The sequence below is a fragment of the Veillonella denticariosi JCM 15641 genome (genome assembly GCF_002959855.1).
Taxonomy (GTDB): Bacteria; Bacillota; Negativicutes; order Veillonellales; family Veillonellaceae; genus Veillonella; species Veillonella denticariosi.
Window position 1 is genome coordinate 354,977 of sequence record NZ_PPDB01000003.1, and the last position, 23,139, is coordinate 378,115.

At 46.3% G+C, this 23,139-nt stretch carries 19 protein-coding genes; all 19 read right to left on the reverse strand.

Going from position 1 to position 23,139, the window contains the following annotated elements; genetic code table 11:
- Positions 1–178: 178 nt before the first annotated feature.
- The 19 genes from VEHSUH05_RS04055 to VEHSUH05_RS04145 all read right to left on the reverse strand — a co-directional run bounded on the left by VEHSUH05_RS04055 (position 179) and on the right by VEHSUH05_RS04145 (position 23,116).
- Positions 179–2,314, reverse strand: a complete 2,136-nt coding sequence (locus tag VEHSUH05_RS04055) for a heavy metal translocating P-type ATPase (RefSeq protein WP_105090804.1) — start codon at positions 2,312–2,314, stop codon at positions 179–181.
- Positions 2,315–2,489: 175 nt separating this feature from the next.
- A complete protein-coding gene (locus VEHSUH05_RS04060; protein ID WP_054674213.1) occupies positions 2,490–2,813 on the reverse strand; it encodes a YolD-like family protein in 324 nt (107 codons plus the stop codon).
- Between the two features lie 23 nt (positions 2,814–2,836).
- Positions 2,837–4,120, reverse strand: a complete 1,284-nt coding sequence (locus VEHSUH05_RS04065; RefSeq protein ID WP_105090805.1) for a Y-family DNA polymerase — start codon at positions 4,118–4,120, stop codon at positions 2,837–2,839.
- 309 nt (positions 4,121–4,429) lie between these two features.
- Positions 4,430–5,977, reverse strand: coding sequence for an ABC transporter permease/substrate-binding protein (locus VEHSUH05_RS04070; protein WP_105090806.1), 1,548 nt, complete (start codon positions 5,975–5,977; stop codon positions 4,430–4,432).
- Positions 5,978–6,026: 49 nt separating this feature from the next.
- Positions 6,027–7,385 (reverse strand): replicative DNA helicase, encoded by a 1,359-nt coding sequence (gene dnaB, locus VEHSUH05_RS04075; protein WP_105090807.1) that lies wholly within the window; start codon positions 7,383–7,385, stop codon positions 6,027–6,029.
- Between the two features lie 69 nt (positions 7,386–7,454).
- Positions 7,455–7,901, reverse strand: coding sequence for a 50S ribosomal protein L9 (gene rplI / locus VEHSUH05_RS04080; RefSeq protein ID WP_038117366.1), 447 nt, complete (start codon positions 7,899–7,901; stop codon positions 7,455–7,457).
- Positions 7,898–9,925 carry a DHH family phosphoesterase gene (locus tag VEHSUH05_RS04085; RefSeq protein WP_105090808.1) on the reverse strand — a complete coding sequence of 676 codons (2,028 nt, stop codon included), beginning with the start codon at positions 9,923–9,925 and terminating at the stop codon, positions 7,898–7,900. Before VEHSUH05_RS04085 ends, rplI begins: the two co-directional genes overlap by 4 nt.
- Before the next feature lie 16 nt (positions 9,926–9,941).
- Entirely contained in the window at positions 9,942–10,901 is a 960-nt protein-coding gene (locus VEHSUH05_RS04090; protein ID WP_105090809.1) for a DUF2232 domain-containing protein, read from the reverse strand.
- Between the two features lie 177 nt (positions 10,902–11,078).
- Positions 11,079–11,558, reverse strand: coding sequence for a DUF4411 family protein (locus VEHSUH05_RS04095; RefSeq protein WP_054674209.1), 480 nt, complete (start codon positions 11,556–11,558; stop codon positions 11,079–11,081).
- A gap of 11 nt (positions 11,559–11,569) precedes the next feature.
- Positions 11,570–12,685: an ImmA/IrrE family metallo-endopeptidase gene (locus VEHSUH05_RS04100; protein ID WP_105090810.1), complete on the reverse strand. Its 1,116-nt coding sequence runs from the start codon at positions 12,683–12,685 to the stop codon at positions 11,570–11,572.
- 159 nt (positions 12,686–12,844) lie between these two features.
- Positions 12,845–14,992, reverse strand: coding sequence for a ribonuclease J (locus tag VEHSUH05_RS04105; RefSeq protein WP_105090811.1), 2,148 nt, complete (start codon positions 14,990–14,992; stop codon positions 12,845–12,847).
- 387 nt (positions 14,993–15,379) lie between these two features.
- Positions 15,380–16,456, reverse strand: a complete 1,077-nt coding sequence (locus VEHSUH05_RS04110; RefSeq protein ID WP_054674202.1) for a DUF805 domain-containing protein — start codon at positions 16,454–16,456, stop codon at positions 15,380–15,382.
- A 12-nt stretch (positions 16,457–16,468) separates the two neighbouring features.
- Complete coding sequence (locus VEHSUH05_RS04115) at positions 16,469–17,266, reverse strand: uracil-DNA glycosylase (RefSeq protein ID WP_105090812.1); 798 nt, start codon at positions 17,264–17,266, stop codon at positions 16,469–16,471.
- Positions 17,267–17,530: 264 nt separating this feature from the next.
- The gene (locus tag VEHSUH05_RS04120; protein WP_105090813.1) at positions 17,531–18,304 is read right to left on the reverse strand and encodes an ABC transporter ATP-binding protein; all 774 of its coding nucleotides are present in this window, start codon (positions 18,302–18,304) and stop codon (positions 17,531–17,533) included.
- Positions 18,305–18,315: 11 nt separating this feature from the next.
- Positions 18,316–19,068: an ABC transporter permease gene (locus tag VEHSUH05_RS04125; protein ID WP_105090814.1), complete on the reverse strand. Its 753-nt coding sequence runs from the start codon at positions 19,066–19,068 to the stop codon at positions 18,316–18,318.
- 10 nt (positions 19,069–19,078) lie between these two features.
- Positions 19,079–20,032, reverse strand: coding sequence for an ABC transporter substrate-binding protein (locus tag VEHSUH05_RS04130; protein ID WP_105090815.1), 954 nt, complete (start codon positions 20,030–20,032; stop codon positions 19,079–19,081).
- A 418-nt stretch (positions 20,033–20,450) separates the two neighbouring features.
- The gene (locus tag VEHSUH05_RS04135) at positions 20,451–22,082 is read right to left on the reverse strand and encodes an ArnT family glycosyltransferase (RefSeq protein ID WP_105090816.1); all 1,632 of its coding nucleotides are present in this window, start codon (positions 22,080–22,082) and stop codon (positions 20,451–20,453) included.
- A 12-nt stretch (positions 22,083–22,094) separates the two neighbouring features.
- Positions 22,095–22,682, reverse strand: coding sequence for a DedA family protein (locus VEHSUH05_RS04140; RefSeq protein WP_105090817.1), 588 nt, complete (start codon positions 22,680–22,682; stop codon positions 22,095–22,097).
- Positions 22,683–22,894: 212 nt separating this feature from the next.
- On the reverse strand, positions 22,895–23,116 hold the full coding sequence (locus VEHSUH05_RS04145) for a DUF2922 domain-containing protein (protein WP_105090818.1): 222 nt from the start codon (positions 23,114–23,116) through the stop codon (positions 22,895–22,897).
- Between the last annotated feature and the right edge of the window lie 23 nt (positions 23,117–23,139).

A 23,139-nucleotide genomic window follows, 5' to 3' on the forward strand; every position in this document is an offset into this window, starting at 1 on the left:
AGTAAAAGAGACCGTCCAACGGACATCCTCTTTCACCGGATTTATATGTCTATGAGAATACCATATATCTAGGAGAATGCCGATACCATGTATCGGCCGGTCTATGTTGCCCCTGATGTTCTGATAATTACAACAACCCCAGAAGCAAATTGACCGCTTTCACAAAGGAAAGTCTATCTTAACCTTTTCGGTTTAAGATTCGGATGGAGTTTAAGATACAGAGGATGGATACCCCTGTGTCGCCGAATACGGCCCACCACATGGACGCATAGCCCATGAGGCCCATCGCCATGATGATGATCTTGACGGCAATGGCGAATACTACATTTTGCCATGCCACACTCAATGTCGCCTTGGAAAGGTCGATAACATGAGCGATAGCTTTCAAAGAAGGACGCATGAATACGACATCGGCCGCTTCAATGGCCGCATCGGCACCACTGCCCATCGCACCGCCCACATCGGCACCGGCCAATACAGGGGCATCATTGATACCGTCCCCGACGAACATGGTCGGGCCATATTCGGAACGAACACCCTGCACGGCGGATAATTTATCTTGCGGCAACAATTGAGCACGCACGGCGCTCACGCCGGTCTGTTTCGCAATATAATCGGCACTGGCTTGCGCATCGCCGGTCAACATGATGGTCTTGATATTCTGACGGTTAAGATCTTTAATCGCCTCCGCAGAATCAGGTCGAGGTTCATCGGCAATGATGATACGACCGATATACACATTACCTTCCGCAACAAGCACCTCTGTACCGTATTCCGCAGCATCGGTAGGATAGCCCTGCACCTCATAGCGTTCCATGAGTCGACGGTTGCCGACAAGAACCTGTTGAACGTTGGTCATGCCTACCATGCCTTCTCCGGCCAATTCCTGAACAAAGTCGGAAGCCTCGACCGTAACCCCCCGGTTCTTCGCTTCAGCGACGATACTCGTTGCAATCGGATGGGTGGATACGGCTTCAATAGCGGCAGCCATAGATAACAAATGAACCTCGCTCACATGTGAACCGACGGTTTCCACCGTATTAACCTTGAACTCACCGGATGTAATCGTGCCAGTTTTATCGAGTGCCACAGCTTTCACATTCGCAAGGGCCTCGATAACACGACCGCCCTTAAGCAAGATGCCGTGTTTCGACGCATTGCCGATCCCCGAGAAGAACGCCAACGGAACGCTGAGCACCAATGCGCATGGGCAGGAAATTACGAGGAATGTAAGGGCCGTATAAATCCATTTATTCCAGTCCCCCGTGATAAGAGACGGAATGATGGCGACGGCGATGGCCAACGCTACAACAATCGGTGTGTATACGCGGGCAAAGCGCGTGATGAAACGGTCAATTTTCGGTTTTGAGGACGCTGCATTTTCGACGGCATCCAAAATCTTAGTCACCATCGATTCTTCAAGAACCTTATCGACACGCATCGTAATGCGGCCGGATTCATTGATACAACCGGACATGAGTTGTGTACCCGCTACGGCACGTACGGGAACGGGTTCACCTGTTACAGGCGCCGTATTGACACGGGTCTCGCCTTCAAGGACGGTGCCGTCCAACGGAATTAAATCGCCGGGACGTACTTCGACGGTCCAGCCCACCTCAACTTTTTCAGGGGCCATCACGACGATTTCGCCACCGCAGCATGTATCGACAACGCGTACCTCCTGAGGACGCATATCGACAGCATTCATAATCTCCGTACGGCTGCGGTCCGTCGCTTTATGTTCAAAGAACTCGCCGATACGGTAGAACAGAATAACGCCTACCGCTTCAGGCAATGCATCGATGGCGATGGCACCCAATGTCGCGATGGACATGAGGAAGTTTTCGTCGAATACTTCACCCTTCAGGATGTTACGGCCTGCGATACGCAGCACAGGGAACGCAAGAATCACATACGCGATGTAATAAATAGGCTTTTCGATACTTTCAGGCATACCGATAGCAGGATAAAACGCGGTCAACGCTTCATAGGCCATGAATAATAAGCCCGCCACGATAACGGCAATCGTAACGGCATCGCTACCGTGATCATGACTATGCCCGTGATCGTCCATAACCGCCTTGGATTTACGTTCGTAATCAGCCACGGTCACACCCTCTTCAATGGCATCGCAAATGTCCTGAATATCCTGTTTTAAAGCCTCCCGATCGGACCAAGAGCCGGTCAATTTCAATTGATGCGTAGCAATGGCGAAATTTGCCGTCTCGATACCGTCCATCTTGCGGATACGGTCCTCAATCTTCGCTGCGCAATTAGCACAATTCAGATCCTGCAACAATAATGTTTCTTCCATGATGTCTCCTTATCGATATGTGAAAGCATATCTATCTTTACTTCGCCACAATATAACGAAAAAATAAACATATGAATGTTTGTTCATATGTTTATTCTAATAAAATATATTGTATCTGTCAAGAAGAATTATCAATAATAATATACACCAAAATTTCTGAAATCAACAGGCCCTATTACTCATATAAATTAAGTTCTTTAATATCCTTAAAAGAAATGATCGCGCCTTCAACAGATAATCTATGAGACGACCGTTCTACAGCCTCGACAGTACCTACTGACTCCGTATAACGGTGACCGGTATAGTACAGAACCCGCACAAAATCCCCTTCTGCAAGCGACTGAATCGTGCGATTCAACTCCTCCAATTGATCTTCCGACAACTCTACACGAGCCTCTTTAGGCCGCGATGCGGCGCCCAGCAATGCTTCAAAGCCCTTGAGCGCCGCAAAGGGCATAAACTGCTTAGCCCGTTGTAAACGGGACATACGTTGCTTCATGAATCTATACCTCTCCCCCTGTTCTACTCTCCGTTATGGCCACCTATCAATGTATTCCTGAAGCGCATGGTACCTTCGCTCTGCAGGCTCGATGCACGCAGAATAGCATTTTTACCGAACTGCTCCTTAATAGATAACATCGCCTCCTGCACCTGTCGTTCCTTATTCTCCGTATCGATTGTGAAAGCACTGAACAGGTCCTCCTCCTGCGGTATAGCGGAGCGATTGACCAAATTCTCGAAACTCACCCCTATACGACGGATAAGCTCATCTTTATGACAGTGCTGCTCATATAATTTAACGACCGCCGCCGTCAAAACCTGAAGTGAATCCGTATACTGCTTTAATTTCTTAGAACCCCCGGTGGAACGAACCGCATCATCGGCATAACCGATATGAACGTGAATATGGTCGGTCACACCTTTGATTTGTAACAGATCTAACACCAAAGACTCCACCATTTCACGCATAGGCACATGAGCTTCTTCATAGGTATAATTCCGCAGTAGGATTTGGCTACGCGACACTGAGTGCTTTGCGGGGCGATATGCATGAATATCGGCAATCGTACACGGTTCACGCCCCCACGCATGGTCGATAATCAACTCCGCATTAACGCCGAACTCTTTATACAACTTTGCCTCCGGAATCAAGGTGACCCCATGCAAATCAAAGGCCCCATACCTGTGTAATCGGTTTGCTATACCCCTTCCGATCTGCCATATATCGGTAAGAGGCTGATGATACCAAATCTGTTCTTTAAAAAGACTTTCATCAAGATACCCGATAAAATCAGGTGCATGTTTCGCGAGGATATCGAGGGCAATCTTGGCGAGGAACAGATTCGTACCGATACCGACGGTAGCGTAAATACGAGTCACCTCCAACACCGCATCGAGGAACATCTGCGCCAGCTGACGCGGCGTCTTCTTATATAGCGGTAAATACGACGTTATATCGATAAAGTACTCGTCGATTGAATACACATGCACATCCTCAGGCGCCACATACCGTAATAATGTACCGTAAATCTCGGCGGACACCTCCATATAGCGTTTCATATGCGGTTTGACCGTCAAATACTCAATATGAGGAGGAATCTGAAAGAGCCGACTGCGATTCTTGACGCCCATCTGTTTTAAAGCCGGCGAAATCGCCAGCGTAATGGCGCCCTTTCCACGCGAACCATCGGCTACCACAAGAGGCGTTGTAAACGGATTGAGCCCTAAATCGGCGCACTCAACAGACGCATAAAAACATTTCAGATCGATACACATATATACCCGATCCGTATCGGCCGAACCCATACAAACACCTCCCTACCGCTAACCCTATACCTTTTACAAATCTTACCGTCGCAGTGATTACTATGATTAGTATAACAAAAACATACAATTATTTCAAACGTATGTTTGTTATTATAGGAGCATTATTGGTATCAGAATATTTTTTAGTATCAACAGCGCAACAATATAAAAAGAGCCCCTAACACCGGATATATCATCCAGTACTAGAGACTCTTATATGTTCAAATTCTATGAAATTTTGAGACTTTCACATGATGCATATCAGAATAATTCCGATAGCAACCCTAAAGAAAACAGAATCAATACATTTTATAGCAACTTATGCTCAACTAAAAACTCATGGGCCACATCGGTCGGCAATCGATGTTCTGTTTCAACGGCATAGTTCATTTTAGCCATATCCTGATCGGTGATGGTCCCGGTCAACGATTCCAAAATCGCTCTTAATTCAGGATGCGCCGCCAAGGCTTCCGTGCGCACCACATTACCGCACATGTACGAAGGATAGAGATGCTTATCATCCTGTAAGACGGTAATAGGGGCTCTGCTCAATTGCCCGTCCGTCGTAAATATAGGCATGGCATCGACTTCACCGCGTTCAATCGCCTCGTATTTGAGGCCGATATCTATGTCTTTAGTGTTTTTGAACTGCATGCCATATACGCGTTGCAAGCCTTCATAGCCGTCGGCGCGACCGAAGAAATCATATTCGCCGCCCAGCGTAAGTCGTGGCGCTATGCGCGCTAAGTCGGAATATGTTTTCAGATTGTATATGCTTGCGAGTTCATTTCGCACCGCCAATCCATAGGTGTTGTTGAATCCATACATGCCTACCCATTCGAAATCATATTTATCCTTATAGGCCTGTGAAAGCTCGTTAAATCGGCTTTCATCATAGGCGTCAGTATTTTTCAACACCGCATTCCAAGCGGTCCCCGTATATTCCGGATAGATATCAAACTGCCCCGATACCATGGCCGGGTGAATATTGGAGGTACCTCCGCCAACGCCCTCTGTAAGCTCCACGGTCAAATCGGTTCGAGTCTCAATCAATTCTTTCAGAATATTTCCCAAGATCAGCTGCTCCGTCATCGGCTTCGTCGCTACGCGAACGACCTTAGCCTTCGTCTGCGTCGCATAAATATGATTCTCGTAAATAGACCAGCCACCTATACCGATGCCGACGGTCAGCAAAATGATACCGAGGGTATACACATAGCGACTATCAGCACCCCTGACGCGAATCAATCTTTCATAAACGGAAAACAGGCAATCTACACCGATAGCCAGCAAAGCGATGAGAATACTGCCCGCGACGGTCAACGCACCCTGGTTTGTAGTGATGCCTCTATAAATGGCCACGCCCAAACCGCCGGCGCCGATGAACGATGCGATACCGGTCAAGGCAATCGTCATGATGGACATCGTTCGTATGCCCGCTATAATGCTGGGCATCGCCAGAGGGATTTCTATGTTCCATAAACGCTGACATCGTGAAAGCCCCAATGCAATGCCGGCTTCGTGCATGCTTTTATCAATTTGTGAAAGTCCCACAAAGGTGCCGCGCACCATAGGCAGCAATGCATAAATGACCAGTGCGATAACAGCCGTCACATCGCCTACGCCGGACACATATAACAGGAGGCCGAGCATCGATATGGAGGGAATGGTATACAGGAAGTTAACAACCATCATAACCGGTCCCGAAAAGCGACGGTATTCGTAAATGAATACGCCCAGCAATCCGCCCAGTATGATAGCGATGATAGATGCTATGAACGCAATTTCTACATGTTCCCACAACAGGTTCAGAAAAAAGTCGTGGCGACTGATTAATAGTGATATTACTTCATGCATAACATTCACCGCCTTTCTATCATAACCACTTTACAGGATTGTCGATATATTATTGTTCAGGCCCCATGTCTTTATAGGCCACATCGCGGAAGCGCGTCAATTCACCGATGAATTGAAGTTCCACGGTGCCGACGGAGCCGTTACGATGTTTACGGATGAGGACCTCTGCATTATCACCCTTCTCAGAGTTTTCATCGTAATATTTATCACGATACAGGAAGATAACGATATCCGCATCCTGCTCAAGAGAACCGGATTCGCGAAGGTCTGAAAGCACGGGCCGTTTATCGGGACGGCTTTCAACGCTACGAGACAGCTGAGACAATGCGATGACAGGAACGTTGAACTCACGCGCGATGAGCTTGAGGTTACGGGAAATTTCCGATACCTCCTGCTGACGGTTTTCACTGCCTTTACCCGCATTGCGGCCCTGCATAAGCTGAATATAGTCGACGATGACGAGGTCGAGGCCATGCTCAACCTTGAGTCTGCGCAATTTAGAGCGCATATCCTGCACGGTAAGCCCCGGTGTATCATCGATGTACAGTTTCGATTTACTCATCACATCGGCTGCAGAGATAACCCTGCCCCAATCGTCCTGCGTCATATCGGCGCGGCGCAATTTTTCAGAACTCACCTCCGCCACGGAGGAAAGAATACGCCCTACCAGCTGTTCCTTGCCCATTTCGAGAGAGAAAAACGCTACGGTCTTGCCGGAAATCATGGACACATTCTGCGCAATATTCAAGGTAAACGCCGTCTTCCCCATGGCAGGACGCGCCGCTACGAGGATGAGATCCGACTTCTGCAATCCGTTAAATATATGATCCAAGTCCTTAAAGCCCGTCGGTATCCCCGTAAGAGCGCCTTCATGCTGTTGCAGCGCATTAAGCCTGTCCAGATTGGACAGTACGATGTCACCGATGGCGGAAAAGGATGATTCCGCCTGCGTTTGACCGCTCACATCGAGGACCATCTGCTCCGCCTTATTCAAAATGGCTGTCGGCTCCTCTTCACCGGCATAAGTCATGCCGACGATTTTATTACCCGCATCTATGAGACGGCGCAACTGCGCCTTTTCGCTGATAATACGCGCATGTTGCTCCACATTATACGACACGGACTCATTCGCCAAGGAGGTAATATACGCGAGCCCCCCTACGGCATCAAGTCGTTTACGGCGATCCAGTTCTTCCCCGACGGTGATAAAATCCGCCGTCTTATTTCCGTGGATAATCTCCAAAATCGCATCATAAATAATGCGATGAGCATCCCGGTAAAAGTCCTCTGCTTTCAGAATACTCGTCACCGTATCCACGACGGCGCTCGCATTGGAGCCGTTCGTCAGCAATGCCCCGAGGACGGCCTTCTCAGCATCTAAATTATGCGGTGGAATGCGTACATCCATGATAATCTCCCTTACTAACCTCTATAGATAAAAGAATTCACCATACTCTATGAGCATGGTGAAGCCCTATTATTCAGCCACTACATTAACCTTGATGGTCGTTGTAATTTCCGGATGTACGCGCACCAATACGTCATGCACACCTAATGTTTTCAACGGTTCTTTGATTTCGATTTTCTTTTTGTCGATGTCGACCTTGTATTGCGCCTTCGCCGCATCGGAAATATCCTTTGCCGTAACGGAGCCGAATACGCGACCTTCTTCACCCATGCGAACCTTAACAGTCACTTCCACCTTCGCCAGTTGAGCCGCTAAGATCTTTGCTTCATCATTGGCTACCGCTTTATTATGTTCGATAGACGCCTGTTTTTGTTTCGCATTGTTTACATTAGTCGTCGTGCCTTCGAGGCCAAGGCCTTTTTTGATGAGCACATTGCGGCCGTATGCATCACTGACCTCAACGATTTCACCTTTTTTACCGACTTTTTTTACATCTTCAAGCAATACTACTTTCATTCTTCTTCCTCCTCTGCTTCCGCGGAATGAAGAGCTTCAAGGGCTTTATCCAAGATAGTCTTCTTCGTTTCCTCTATGGTCATGCCCTGTAACTGCGCACCGGCCACCGTTCTGTGACCGCCGCCGCCCAAGGCTTCCATGACAACCTGTACGTTCACCTTGCCCTTGGAACGAGCGCTGACGCCGATACCGCCGTCATTTAGTGAATAGAGTACAAAGGCTGCTTCAATATCTTCATTGCTGATGAGCATGTCCGCACTTTGTGCAGCCAATGCCATCATGTCCATCATACCTTCCGGAGCGACGGAAATCGCAATACCTTCGGTACAACTGGCTTCCAACACTATTTTAGCACGCAACTGAATGGAATCGAAGGTTTCAATAAATAATTGTTTTACCATTTCGATGTCCGCACCGGCCCTGCGTAAGAACGCCGCCGCTTCAAACGTACGAGCCCCCGTCTGTTGGTAGAAATTCTTCGTATCCAATACGATACCCGCGTAAATGCCCGTAGCCTCCGCTTTTGAAAGTTTCACGAAGGTCCCCACATATTGCACGAGTTCCGTTACGAGCTCACTCGTGGATGACGCGGCCGGCTCCAAATAGGTCAACAACGGATTTTCTATGAAATCCGCCGCCCGACGATGATGGTCGATAACGATGCGGCGTTCGGAGATGTCCAATGCCTCAGGAACCGCCACCATTTCCGTACGATGTGTATCGCAGACGATGACAAGCGTATTCGGTTCCACCCAGTTTCTTGCAGCTTCAGCGGTGATAATATGCTCTTCCCAGAATTCATCTTCATCGAGGACATGCACCATTTTTTCAATGGCACTGAGTTCATCTGAAAGCGCCAGGCGCACCTCTTTACCGAGGGCTCTTGCGATAGCGACGATACCGATGGCACCGCCCAACGCATCATAGTCCTCGCGTTGATGGCCCATGACAAGAATCTTTTCGGAATCATTCATCAGTTCATGGATTGCCTGACCCACGACGCGGGCACGAACGCGCGTATTCTTCTCTACGCCCGCCGTATTACCGCCGAAGAAACGGGTACTTTCACCATCCATAATACAAACCTGGTCACCGCCGCGTCCCAAAGCGATATCGAGAGCCGCCCGGGCGCGCTCGGATACCTCTTTAGCGGTACCCACATTTTCACTGATACCGATGGAAATCGTCGCCGGAATCTGACGAGGAGACGGTAATTTGCGGATCTTTTCAAGAATCTTAAAGCCGTCTGACTCCATTTTCACGAGAGCGCCCCGGGAAATGGCAAAGGTATACATATCATCCTGGAAATTACGGATAAATCCGTCAAATCCGTCGATTTCAGCCACCACGATATTATTGATGTCCGCCCAGAGATTGGTATAATCCCGATCGCTGAGCCCTTTCGTAAGTTCCTCGATGTTATCGATTTGAATCATGCCCCATACGGGTTGCGCCTCTTCCGCCTTGATACGGGCCTGCTCAAGGGTCGTAATATCCTTGAAATACAAGGCCATCACCGCATGATCAGCCAATTCATCATTACTATCCGTATCGGCTTTAGCGTCACGAGGGTCGATAAACTTATAAATAATTTGGAAATACTTATCCTCGTATTGTTCCGTAATAAATCCGGATTTACCCCATATTTTATCGATGCGAAAACCCGGTATAAGCGTAGACATTTTCTGAAGTTTATTCCAATCCACCTCAACCCAGTCCGCAAAGACACTATTATTCCATACCAATGTGCCCTGTTTATTCACGAGGGCAATCCCCATCGGTAGATTTTGCAAGGCAAAGTTCGATGCTTGCGTAACATTTTTCATCATCGCACTGAACTGTTCCCGAGCCAGACGCCGTCTATTATGAATGGTGTTATAGTTCACCAAATACGCCGCCACCACGATAATACCTGCCAAAATCGCTACGGCCCAGTTAAAATAAGCCAATAACGCTAATAACAACGCGAGGACAGCGATAACGGTAAGTTCCATAACTTCCCATCTCCGTTGAAAGGATTTCATAACGGCCTCCTTTCTATTATGGTAGGCGCTTGTTAAAGCGCGAACGCATATCTAAAAACATATCAAAAATACCATATATTACGAGTGAATAAGGACTCATCACATATAAAAAAAATATTATAATGAACTGGAGAAAATTTCCTAATCCATAAGCTTTCATAATCGCTATTAAACAGGTAACCCCATTGACTAAACAAATAGCCGCACCGAGTAGCCCCAAATTCATTCCAACATCGTTAAGCACAGTCTGTTCATAGCCTATATATGACAACCCATAAACGAGGATAATACCGATAGCTAAAATACCGGCACCCCATATCGGCATACGCCATGTATCCATGGTCGGCAGCACACGATGAAGTGTATCGGTACGTCGAGCGATGTAAGAGACAAGCCTTGCCAAAATATATATCATCGATACACAAACACAGAATAGAATGGCCAGCATAATTCGATCAGCCATTGCAAAGGTTCTATTGATTTGAGCAACCATCGTATCGATTTGTTCCTGTGGGACCGCCTGTTGACGTACAGCTTCAAGCATAGAGTTCTTTAGCTCAACGTTCATATTCTGACCTAAATTAACAAGATCAAAGGACCCAAATCCCTGAACCATCAACAGCTGTACAAACAACATAAGAAAAAGGGCTAGCGCAGGTACGATAATCAACTTTCTAAAAGACCAGTTCGACCTAAATGCTTCCCCTAGGAATATACTCGGCAACGAATATATTAAAATCGTATTAGCTGCTATCGGCACTCCTAGAAAAAGGGATACCATCATAAATGCCAGTACAGAAGCAATACAGCTGTAACGACTGCCCCAGCGGATCCCCGTAACCGAAATGCCAGCAGGTGCCACAATAGTGGCCAAGAATAACATAAAAGGAACAACTGCGCCGATTACCGTCAACATAACGACGATGATCGATACGAATGCGGTTTCCACCATCGCTCTTGTATTTCTTTGATTCATAAATCACCATTCTTACATAAGAAGATATATTAACTGGTATCTTTTAATTATAACAGTTTGAAAGGGCAACTTCAAATACCCCATATGGTAGATAATTGCGATAGTAGTGCTATTTATAGTACTGGCAACACACGTAGATAACGTAAAATAGGGAGCTACCCAAAGTAGCTCCTCATCTCATATTACCATATGTAGTTGACGCATCATTTCAAATACATTCACATATGAAACATCAAAGTGCTCGCATATATCCGGTATTTTGACCTTTGTGGTCCTTGGTCCCGCTAGAATTTCGTGAGTTACGACCACGCCTCTGCGGACACTCGCATAAGCTATAAGCCAAGGATCCGCTTTAGCCAAGAAGCGATGTTTTTCAGCATCCTTATATTGTTGATTTAACATCACATATTCAGCTATATCTGCATATGTATTTTGTATCTCAACATCATTTGTCGCTTCGGTAAATGTTAAATAATGAGTGTCAAACCAAGTAGATAACTCATCATTACCGCTCATAATTTCATTTTTAATGTGATCAATAGTTAAAATATTACCTCTACTATGAGATATCAGCTCATTCCAGAACGATGGAACAATATCAAACCCATAATAGCGGTTCTTTGCATCTATAAAGGTATTACTATCAAGAATATACATAGTTTTCTCTCCTAAAAACTATATTCATTCACATATTTTGTAAAAGTACTACCACGTAAGCCTAACAACTCATACGCATCTCGATACGCCAATTCGCCTGCTCGAGCGGCTTTGACAACAGTACGACTAAAACTTTCACCCAACCGAGCATGAGCAGTAACATAAAAATCCCCGCCACCTCTTGTCTCTCGCTCAGGTAAGCTTTGTAATCGCTGATTAAAACATTCCACTAGATTATGATATTGAATTCGAGTAATATATCCATGCTCTAATGCTATCCGATAGATAACATACTCACTCACCTTAAAGCGCTTAGCTATGGTTTCATAATCCTCCGAATATTCATTCCACATCGGAATAAATCGGGATTCCGGCACAAGAAATTCACCTGCAAAGCTGTTACAATATGGCTCAGAAGTGCTATCAGTGACGCCTTCTTCACCTAACAATATATGACAAAGCTCATGAATAAGCGTAAACAGCCTCCCATGATTCGAGTCAGTTCCATTGATAAAAATAATAGGTGCATAAGAATCAATTAATGTAAAACCTCTAAATTCATCAACGGATAATTTACGTCTAGTATTAGAGCCCACAATGCCGTTAACAAATACAGTAACACCGATAGCCTCAATGCGTTCGCGTATATATGTAAACGGATCCGCTACACCTATTTGCCAACCAGCTTCTACATCCAATAACGAATAAGCTTGATGCACAAGCTCTCTGCTATCCATGCGTTTAGAAAAGCCCCCTACATAAGATAATGCATCTATTCCTAAATTAAGCTTTCGATATTGACTCAACCAATCTTGGCGAATCTGCATATCATAAATAGTATCTCTTAACTCAGGACTATATGGCCTGTCAGCAATTTCACCATTCAGTCTTCTAAAATCAGTAATCCCTTTATCCGATAACTGTGGAGGATTCTTTAAATAAATATATCCTAACGGTACATTGGAAAAAGTAGCTAATGCCTGTATTTGACAAATTGTGGGATATACACGGCCTGCAATCCACTCTCCATACTTTGGGAATCGCTTATAAAAAGCTTCATAACCTTTACCACTATATTTAGGTAACCAGTTTAAAATGGCTCCGCTCACCGGGAACCGTCCGGACATACCATCACCTCCCTTTTCCCTTATTACTCTTCTACTGAATAATATTCGCTACCTATTGCAAAACTCCTACTTTAATTACATTAATTTTACAATCATATACCAATGAAAAACAAGCAGTTGTTAAATAAATGTTTTAACAACTGCTTGTCTTAATTATATCTATACGTCTTGAATAATCGGCAAGATCATAGGACGACGACGGGTCTTATCATAGAAGAATTTACCCAATGCATCGCGCACGTTTTGTTTAATGGTTGTCCAGTCTTTGATACGCTGTAATTCACAGTCTTCAAGGACCTGATCGACGCGACGTTCCGCCGCAAGCATGAGTTCCTCCGCATCACGTACGTATACGAAGCCGCGAGACACGAGGTCCGGACCGGCTACGATGGTACCAGATGCTTTATCCATAGCCATAACTACGATAACCATGCCTTCCTGTGCCAACTGCTGACGGTCGCGGATAACGATATTACCCACATCACCAACGCCAAGACCATCGACGAAGATAGCACCGGCCTGTACACGGCCACCCTTACGGCCACCATTTTTATCAAATTCAAAAATCTGACCGTTGTCACCGATGAGAACCTTTTTAGGGTCTACGCCCATAGCCACACCGAGTTCACCATGACGGCGCAACATGCGGTATTCGCCATGAACCGGAATAAAGTATTCCGGACGCACCAGATTGAGCATCGTTTTGAGTTCTTCCTGGCTCGCATGACCGGATACGTGAATGCCGCGGTCTTTACCGTATACCACATTACAGCCCAAACGGAGCAAGTTATCTATCGTTCTACCTACAGCACCTTCATTACCGGGAATCGGCGTAGCGGAGATGATAACGGTATCATTCGGCGCCAATTCTACGGTGCGGTGATTGCTTGTCGCCATACGGGACAAGCCGGCCATCGGTTCGCCTTGAGAACCGGTAGTCAAAATCATGATTTGATCATCCGTGTAATTATGCATTACATCTACATCGATAATCGTATTTGGCGGTACATTCAGATAACCGCGTTCTTGTGCGATTTCCGTTACGTTCACCATGCTGCGACCCATAATTACAACCTTGCGTTTGTAGAAAACGGCTGCATCGATAGCTTGTTGAATACGGGATACGTTGGATGCGAAAGTCGCCAATACGACACGGCCCTTCGCTTCACCGACAGCCTGTTTAATCGCAGGTCCTACGGAGCTTTCAGAACCGGTAGTACCCGGTTTTTCTACGTTCGTAGAATCCGATAACAAAGCCAGTACGCCTTTATTGCCGAGTTCAGCGAACTTGTGCATATCCATCAACCGTCCGTCAACCGGAGTCTGGTCGATTTTAAAGTCCCCTGTATGAAGAACCGTTCCGATCGGCGTATCAAAATATACAGCGCAGGAATCAGGGATGGAGTGATTGGTTTGGATGAAACCGACTTTCACCTGACCGATCTGAACCTCATCGCCGGCCGCAATCGTGCGAAGACATTTCGGAGATACCTTATGCTCTTTAAACTTGCCTTCGATTAAGCCGCAAACGAGATTTGTCGCATATACGGGGCAGCTGATTTCCTTCATGAGGTATGCCAAAGAGCCGATATGGTCCTCATGACCATGCGTAATAACGACGGCTTTCACGCGATCCTTGTTCTCGATGATATAGCTCATATCAGGAATAACAATATCCACGCCAAGCATGTCTTCGCTAGGGAACGCAAGACCGGAGTCAAGAACGATGATTTCGTCCTCATATTGGAACACGGTCATATTTTTACCGATTTCACCAAGGCCCCCGAGCGGGATAATCTGGAATTTTCCCTTGTTCGCGCCATTTGGTGTACGTCCGATTAATTCAATCTGTTCACCTTGATCATGGTGATTGTTGCGATTTGCAGAGCGATTCGTCCGCTCGGAACGGTTCTGATTTTGACCGTTTCGCGTGCGATTAGTGCGCGTATTGCGCGTATTTTCTCCATGTTCACCGCGCGGAGCACGAGTTTGACGCGGTTTACGTTCCGTACCTTCACCGGATTCAGCATTGCGACGCGTATTTGTACGACGAGTCGCAGTACTGCCGCCATTGGTATTCGTACGATTATTTGCATTACGGCGAGGACGGTTTGTACTCTCACCGTCGTGATTCGTGCGACCTTCGCCGGCCGGACGACGCGTAGTAGTGCGGCGACGCGGTTGTTTTTGTTCACCCGTAGACGATGCCGTATGCTCAACTGGTTCTGCAGTCACTTGTGCAGCAACCTGATTTTCTGTTGTATTCACAGTTCCTCCTAAAATTTTGTTCATTAGTTTGTTTAACATAGTTCTTCTCACCTATCACTTGAATTGATCTATGCCACGAGGAAATGCCACACAAATAAAAAGGCGCTATTATACTAGCGTCTCGTCAAATGTGCGCAAAAATTGCGCTATCCAATTTTGCCGTTCCTAGTTTGTGTGCCATTTGCCGCAGCAAATGAGTATAGTGCACTGTCAGATACGTTATGCCGCAAAGGGCTCATGATTTCGTTCCTATCCGATATTCAGTACAATATAGTCCGATCGTTTTGATGAAAGCCTCGCTTTCACACGTTGTGCTCATTATAACATAAAAACAATATAAACAAAAGAGTTCTCCCCTCATTTCACCAAAAGTTAAACAAATATTAAAAAGGGCGGTTCAGATCACGAACCGCCCTAACTATTTTATCATTCTTCATCCGGCATGTTTTTATAAAACCCTTCAATATGCCATTCACCATTTTCTTCGATGAGGGATATGTAGCGTGTCATGTGAGTAGCCTCAACCGCACCATCTCCGGGTTTAGTGACTTGCAGATCCGCTTCGTAAATGATGCGTTTCATGCTGTTTATACGGCTGATACGACTCGTACCTAAGGACCCGACAACCACCTTCGGCGCCGACTTCATAGACTCCATCCATTTCTGTTTTTCTACGGGATTCGCCTTAGCCTGATCGGTAACATAGGTGAAAGCCTTATCATAGTTCTTCTCATTGACGGCGTCAAAATAATCGTGTACCACGTCCCGTGCAGCTTCATCACTACCTTGACCGACAATGATATTCGTAAACCATCCGTCCGGATCCAGTTCATTTTCCGGTCCCATATAACGAGCCGAAATATTGCATACACAGACAGCACTCATCAGCAATGCAACGAGAATTCGAGTGGTGAAAGCGCTGCTCGTAGGTGATACTTTCATAATAGATGCCAACCGTTTGTCAATAGCGATATTTCTCAACGCCTCACCATATTGATTGGTCTTCGGTTCACCTTTCTTACACAGCAGAACAAATAGAATAATCGGCCCGATGAAAGGTATTAAGATTAAAAATAGATGGTCACCGCTTTTACCGGTATCATGAAGGCGACGGATGCATAGAGATCCCAACGGAATCAGCGAGACAAGGCCGATGATTGTCAGTAACATCCATGCCAGCAGGATTAAATAAATACCCGTATGAAGCACCACCGTAAGCCCATAAGAAAGGGCCAGAATTCCAGCGATAACTAAAAGCCACATCAAAAAGAACCGTAAAAATTCCCCTCTGGATGCACGGCCATCTGAATTCATACATTTGCGGCCCACCACATGTAGAAATGTGTCCTTGTAACTCAACTGATAATGTGCCAACAGATAAATAACATCACCTTCCGGTGCGATCCGCTCAACCTCCACCGCGGTCGTATACTGCCCGCAATGAGGGCAGAACATAGCCGCCTCGTCACAATACTGACGGCAGGATTCACAATAACGTTTCATATGTAGTACCTTCTATCTCAAAATTCTCTCTACAGCTTCAGCAAAGCCTTCACGGTATAAATTAGCCCCACCGTTAGCCGGATGTCTAAGACCGACTGCAAAAAGGCCGAATCGCCCCATCGTGTCCGCCGATTTTTGACCGACAGCGAGCACGAGAGGCTCCGGTCCGCCTAATTCGGCATGCAATGCCAACAACCGTTTCGTATATGCCCAACCCAGCTGCTGCTCCGACTCGGTCGGCGTCCGATTAGTAAGCGGTTCACCCGCCCTATGAGGGTGAAAGGGGAATATATTCCACAGCAACGCATCGTACGGATTAATACCCTGTTCGATGATGGCACTCCATACCACCGTATCCGTAGGCTCGTTAAAGCCTTGTTCCTGTTGGGTCCGTTTCAGCATAGAACTGGTAGATGAACTGGTCCGTTGTAACGTAACAGGTGTTATCTGATGCGCCCGAATCGCTTTATGTTTGTCCAGCAACATACGCTCACAGGTAATGGCAATGCCCGAAAAGCGTCCACCTTGATACCCGACAGCCTCCGCCACCACAAAAATTTTGGAGCGTCCCAGCCGCGGCAGCAAATACGCCATCAAATTGTTACGGCGCACCTGCGCCGCATCAAAATCGGGCCGAACAATTTCGAGGTCAGGATTCACCTCACCCCACGGATTGTGAACAAGCTCTCCCCTATATTGACCGAGCCAATCTACAAACTGCTGTACTTTTGCTACCCGATCCACATCAAACGAGGCCATATATTCATCAAAAGACAGCGTTTTCTCTTTCTCTGGCGCAAATAAGGACATAGGATTTCCCCCAATTTATACTACCGAACCATATAATTAATAATGCTATAATCACATTAGCAGGTCTTTATATACTGTATTTATACATTAAAACCTATAATAATACAATCCATATATTACGGTACCCAATCATGATATGTGATAATATATCCGATAATCACGCACTACATAAAATCTATGCTGTTACTGTATTCATAGTAGTACCGGTTTCTGAAAGTTTGATGTAAAATTAATACTCAAATATTTCTGCATACAACATCACATTTATATATAAAACTCGATTTTGTCTTCTTTGGCAAGCTGGAATTGTTCAAATATATGGTTTCGAATATTTACGAAGGACGCCGAGGTCCGGTCCGTCCTATCGATGAGATTGACAGGGATAATGGTTTGCACCCGTCCCGGATTGGCGGCGAGCACTACGACGCGATCTGCAAGGACCACCGCCTCTTCAATATCATGCGTAACGAATACAACCGTTTTGCCCTCTTCACGGCAGATGCGGGAAATTTCATCCTGTAAATTGATGCGTGTCAACGCGTCGAGGGCCCCCAGCGGTTCATCCATGAAAATAATATCCGGATCGACCGCCAGCGCTCGCGCAATGGATACACGCTGCTGCATCCCGCCGGATAACTCCGCCGGATAGCGGTTTCGCGCATGGTCGAGCCCCACCATTTTCACGTATTTGTCGATGATAGCAGGTCGCTCTTCCTTAGGCACGTTCTTGCTTTCAAGGCCCAGTTCAATATTGCTTTCCACCGTTCGCCACGGTAGCAGTCCGTAATTCTGAAAGACCGTTACATACCGCAGTTGAGGTGCTTTCACCTCTGCTCCGTCAATGGTAACGGAACCCGAGGTGACGAGCTCAAAGCCTGCCATAGCATTTAAAAGCGTACTTTTACCGGACCCGGAAGGACCTAAAAGGCAAATAAATTCGCCTCGTTCAATGTCCAGATTAATATTTTCAAGGATGGGGAGCGGTTCTCCATCTTTCATAAATTCCTTATGTGCATTGCGCACCGAAATGTAACCCATGCGTCCACCTCCTATTTTTCAATGCCCCAACGTCTATAAATCCATTTTTCGATGAGGGACACGCCCCAATCGAGCAAAAGTCCCACAAAGCCGATCGTCAAAATCGCCACCATCAAGAGGTCGTTACGCAAATTATTCCGCATGTCGATGATGAGAAATCCAAGCCCCGTCTGGGAGCCTACCATTTCCCCCGTCACCAGGAAAATCCACGCCGTGCCGAGCGCGATATGAAGGCCCGATGCGATACCGGGAAACACCGCGGGCAATACGATCTTAAACAACAGTTCCGGCTGCTTGATGCCAAAATTTCGAGCCACCTTGATGTATACGGGGTCGATATTCTGAATCGCCGACACCGTGGATAACAGAACCGGAAAAAATGCCGCGATAAAGATGATGACGATCGCCGGCGCCTGTCCGATACCGAAAAAGAGGACGATAAAAGGCAACCATGCCACCGGTGAAATGGGACGAATCACCTGAACGATGGGATTGATATAGTTCCAAATGCCCTTATACCATCCTAAAATGAGTCCCAAGAACACGCCGGCTACGACGGAAATGATATAGCCGATAAAAAAGCGCACCAAACTGTCAGCAATATCCTTGAACAACATGCCATCCCCGATGAGTTCTCCGAACCCGAGCAGCACCTTGTACGGCGTCGGCAACAAGGCTTCGTTAAATCCGCCGAGGCGGACAACCAGCTCCCAAATCAGCCAGGCCGCGATGAACGCGCCCGGCACATATGTGTATTTCTTCATGGTCTACCCCCTATGGCAACAACGATGTATCTACAAACTCCGCATAACTCGGCACCTTTTTAATCAGATCGACATGGGTCATGTGATGCACGAGCGCATTATAACGATCCTCGGTGAGGGCCAAATCTCCAAACCCGATCACCTGCAAGGAACGCTCGATGACAGGATCCTTAAACTTCATGTATTTTAAGGTAATCTCCTTTTGCGCCTCTGGATGCTCATCTAAATATGTACCTGCATCGAGATAGGCTTTTGTAAAAGCCTTCGCCAAATCGTGATGTTCATCGACGAATTGACCGTTGAACACGAGGGCGCAGCAGATATTGTCATGCCATAAGTGATCAGGGTCTTCAAAGACCTTCCCGGCTCCCATTTCTATAGCGAGAGAACCGAACGGCTCCGCCACGCTATACCCGGCGATTTGACCGACCGACAGTGCGGACGGCATTTCGGGCGGACTCATCTCCACTATGTGTACATCCTTCTCGCTAAGACCTGCCCGTTCAAGCATAAGGTCTACAAGGATTTTTTGAGTCGATTGTTTATGAGGGATGGCAAAGGATTTGCCTTTCAAATCCTGTACAGAGTTAATGTCGTTATTTACAACGATAATGTTACCTTCCGTATGACCTAATGCCGCTGCGCGCACATCAATCCCCTGTTCACGAGCCTTTACGCCGAGCTCAACGAGAACGGCTGCGGCGTCTACTTTACCGGTGTTGAGCGCATCCATAAGTTCCGGCCAGGAACCGTATTTAACAAGCTCTACATGAACGGGACCATCCGCCGTCTCCAATTCCTTCGTAGCAAATACGGGCAGCGCATGAGTAATCGGCAAATACGCAACACGCACGGTCTTCAGCTCCTGTGCTGACTTCGGTACCGTATGCTGATGATATGCATACGCCGCACCTCCGATAACGAGAAGCACAACAGCAATGATAAGATACCAGGTTTTCTTCATAATATCCCCTCTTTCTACCTCACAACAAGGGGCGTTTCTGACTCATGTCACTTTTCGCATTTTTCTAAACCTTAGATCAAATAAGGCCTTAGATCACCTCGTCTTCTAAACTTAATATAACCTACTATAACAATATGTTTTATTTATGTCAATAATACATATTAACATTATAGGCTTTATATATCATATAATGTACTTCATATTTCAATACCATATGCTATATTTCCTATTTCATATTTCACTTTCATATTTCACTTTCATGTTTCATACACCATACATCGTATGTTATTTACCGATCACACCCCGATTGAGTGAATGTTTACGCATACATAATGGCGCACACAAAAACAGGCACCGCCATAAAGGCGATGCCTGCAATCTGCAATTAAACTTTAGTAAAACAGAGTCTAATTAAACTTTAGTGAAACAGAGTCTGTTTATTTAAAATATATACTTCGGAGGTTCCCGCTTCGCTGTATTCCGATACATACGGATAGATGGAAGACTGACGGAAGTGTTTAATTTCCCCTTTCGGCACGATCAGCATAAGCGGTTTGCCGGAGGAAAGGATCTTAATAAATTCCTTCTCCGATACTTGCTGCATAAGATATTTTTTCTGCCATTCAGCGCTGCGTTTTTTTAATTTACCTTGATCATCCCAACGGCTTTCATCACCATTGATTTTAACCACCTTGTGCCCCGTATAATATACGACAGCCGTGCTGTATCCGTTATAGTAATACACATCGCCGTCATACGAATCCACAACAGGCACCACATCGATGGAACTGCGCTGTTTAAATAAAGGCTCAACGCCCTCCATCAGAACAATCGAGGAGATCACCATCGTACCGAGAACAATAATGCTCACCAAACGATATCGATGATGTGTATACCATGCATGCAGTACAAGCAGAACCGAAACAGCTACGACTACATACAATAAATAATAGAATCCCCACGGCGCAAAGAATGACGCCACTACATAAGAAAGCCACAGCAACAAGGTAGGTCCTATAATGATCCACGGAAGAACCCTTGATCGTCCGGCCCGAACTGCTTTCATCACGCCCATCGCACCGAAAGCGCTGACCGGAATAAGGCTCACGAATGTATACAGAGGATATTTGGTGGCCATCAACGTATAGAATAAAATCGTTCCCAAGCCCCATGCCAAACAGTATACATACGCCTTACGGCGTTGTTTATATCCGCTGATTATGCCATAAATGACAGCCCCGGTCCACGGCAAGGAAGCCCCCAAAAAGATGGCAATATAATACCACCATACATTGTCCTCCGGATGCTCGGACTGGGTAGCCCGCGTCACATTATGCAAGCCCAAAAATCCGTCGATAAAGGCCTGTCCGTGAACGGAGTACATATAGGCATACCAAGGCAAGGCAATCGCGCAGAACACGAGAATGCCGCGCCAATCAAAGATGCGTTTCAACATCGTACCGGAGCGATATATAGCGGCATAAATAAGCAGAATGATACCCGGTAATACGATGGCTACCGGCCCCTTTGTGAGAACGCCTAACGCTGCAAACGCATAGGCTACGATCATCGCATTTCGGCGATTCAACACAAGGCCTTTATAAGCATAAATCATGATCATCAACGTCGTATACAGCAATACCATATCCGTGACGACGCCATGCGCAACGGTCCAGAACATCAAGGACGAACCGAGCACGGACGCTGCAATAAGGCCCAATACCCAACGACCGCTCATCGAATGTATCGCCTGATACATGGTAGCCACCGATAAAGCCCCGAAGAGGGTGCTCGGCAAGCGCACCACCCAATCGGCAATACCGAACAGCTTGAAGCCTAACGCGATAAGCCAATAAATCATAATCGGCTTATCATACCAATAGGTCCCGTAAATCTGAGGCGACAACCAGTTTCCCGAAAGAACCATTTCCTTAGCGGTCAACGCATAATTCGACTCCACCGGATCGGTAACGGGCAGAATATTATTTCCCACCATGTAAAATACAAGCCACACGATAAACACGACAGGTGTCAATCTAGAGAGTTTCATACAATCCCCTCCTTATCGACGGTTGCGATAGTATCTGTAGCCTAGGACAGCTGCAACAATAGCAAATACGACAATCATGACAATTAAAAACTCATGATTGTATTCGATAAGATCTTTCCAGTTTTCACCGAGGACTTTACCCAAATAAACGAGCAAAATCGTCCACGGAATCGTACCGAGGACCGTCCAAATGATAAAATGCCACAAAGGATAACGAGCCATACCCGCCGGGAACGAAATAAACGTACGTACCCCCGGCAATAAACGGCCGAAAAATACCGCCGCACCGCCGTATTTATTGAACATCTTTTCGGCAAGTTCAAATTTATGTTCATTAAAGAATATATATTTACCGTACTTCAACAACAACGGCCGTCCGCCGTATTCCCCCATCCAGTACGACAGAATAGACCCTATAATTCCGGCTAAAATGCCGACCACCATCGTTGTATGCAGGTCAAATATACCCTGCGCGATTAAATATCCCGCAAAACCCAGAACGATTTCACTAGGAATAGGTACATTGGCGTTTTCCAAGGTCATCGCAATAAACATGGCCGCATAGCCATACGTTTCCATAAATGAAATGATATATTCCACGTAATTTACCTCTTTATCAATACCCGTCTCGGGTTCTATAATGCGTTAACTCCAGCGCATCGTTTCGCTGACAGTTTCATACAACCATTTGGTATACCTTATATTTTACCATAATAAAGAGGCCCTCACCATAGGCGAGGGCCTTCATACTACATATGGAATATGCAATGTTAACAACAATCCCTTTGCTCCAAGATCAGCATGCTGCCAATCTATTTGAGTTCGGTAATCCGTGTTGTCACTTCACGAGCCGCTGTAAACGCAGCGAGCACTGCATCATGGGGTCCAAGGATAACCTTATTCGCCACTAACGCATTAGCCGCTGTTTTAGCATCTTGTAAAGTAATTCCAGCGCGAGGTGCGCTAATTGTAATCGATGCGCTTTTACCATCGACCGTAGAAAACGTAAGATATACAACGCGTTTTTCCGCCATGTGGGCGCCTCCTTTCATAGTTC

Excerpts from the sequence above, each read along its gene's own strand:
- VEHSUH05_RS04130 (WP_105090815.1), bottom strand. The coding sequence starts at position 20,032 with ATGAAGAAAACCTGGTATCTTATCATTGCTGTTGTGCTTCTCGTTATC.
- VEHSUH05_RS04090 (WP_105090809.1), bottom strand. The coding sequence starts at position 10,901 with ATGAATCAAAGAAATACAAGAGCGATGGTGGAAACCGCATTCGTATCG.
- VEHSUH05_RS04060 (WP_054674213.1), bottom strand. The coding sequence starts at position 2,813 with ATGAAGCAACGTATGTCCCGTTTACAACGGGCTAAGCAGTTTATGCCC.
- VEHSUH05_RS04110 (WP_054674202.1), bottom strand. The coding sequence starts at position 16,456 with ATGAAACGTTATTGTGAATCCTGCCGTCAGTATTGTGACGAGGCGGCT.
- dnaB (WP_105090807.1), bottom strand. The coding sequence starts at position 7,385 with ATGGATGTACGCATTCCACCGCATAATTTAGATGCTGAGAAGGCCGTC.
- VEHSUH05_RS04070 (WP_105090806.1), bottom strand. The coding sequence starts at position 5,977 with ATGCATGAAGTAATATCACTATTAATCAGTCGCCACGACTTTTTTCTG.
- VEHSUH05_RS04145 (WP_105090818.1), bottom strand. The coding sequence starts at position 23,116 with ATGGCGGAAAAACGCGTTGTATATCTTACGTTTTCTACGGTCGATGGT.
- VEHSUH05_RS04135 (WP_105090816.1), bottom strand. The coding sequence starts at position 22,082 with ATGAAACTCTCTAGATTGACACCTGTCGTGTTTATCGTGTGGCTTGTA.
- VEHSUH05_RS04095 (WP_054674209.1), bottom strand. The coding sequence starts at position 11,558 with ATGTATATTCTTGATAGTAATACCTTTATAGATGCAAAGAACCGCTAT.
- VEHSUH05_RS04085 (WP_105090808.1), bottom strand. The coding sequence starts at position 9,925 with ATGAAATCCTTTCAACGGAGATGGGAAGTTATGGAACTTACCGTTATC.
- VEHSUH05_RS04115 (WP_105090812.1), bottom strand. The coding sequence starts at position 17,266 with ATGTCCTTATTTGCGCCAGAGAAAGAGAAAACGCTGTCTTTTGATGAA.
- VEHSUH05_RS04125 (WP_105090814.1), bottom strand. The coding sequence starts at position 19,068 with ATGAAGAAATACACATATGTGCCGGGCGCGTTCATCGCGGCCTGGCTG.
- VEHSUH05_RS04105 (WP_105090811.1), bottom strand. The coding sequence starts at position 14,992 with ATGTTAAACAAACTAATGAACAAAATTTTAGGAGGAACTGTGAATACA.
- VEHSUH05_RS04055 (WP_105090804.1), bottom strand. The coding sequence starts at position 2,314 with ATGGAAGAAACATTATTGTTGCAGGATCTGAATTGTGCTAATTGCGCA.
- VEHSUH05_RS04100 (WP_105090810.1), bottom strand. The coding sequence starts at position 12,685 with ATGTCCGGACGGTTCCCGGTGAGCGGAGCCATTTTAAACTGGTTACCT.
- rplI (WP_038117366.1), bottom strand. The coding sequence starts at position 7,901 with ATGAAAGTAGTATTGCTTGAAGATGTAAAAAAAGTCGGTAAAAAAGGT.
- VEHSUH05_RS04065 (WP_105090805.1), bottom strand. The coding sequence starts at position 4,120 with ATGGGTTCGGCCGATACGGATCGGGTATATATGTGTATCGATCTGAAA.
- VEHSUH05_RS04120 (WP_105090813.1), bottom strand. The coding sequence starts at position 18,304 with ATGGGTTACATTTCGGTGCGCAATGCACATAAGGAATTTATGAAAGAT.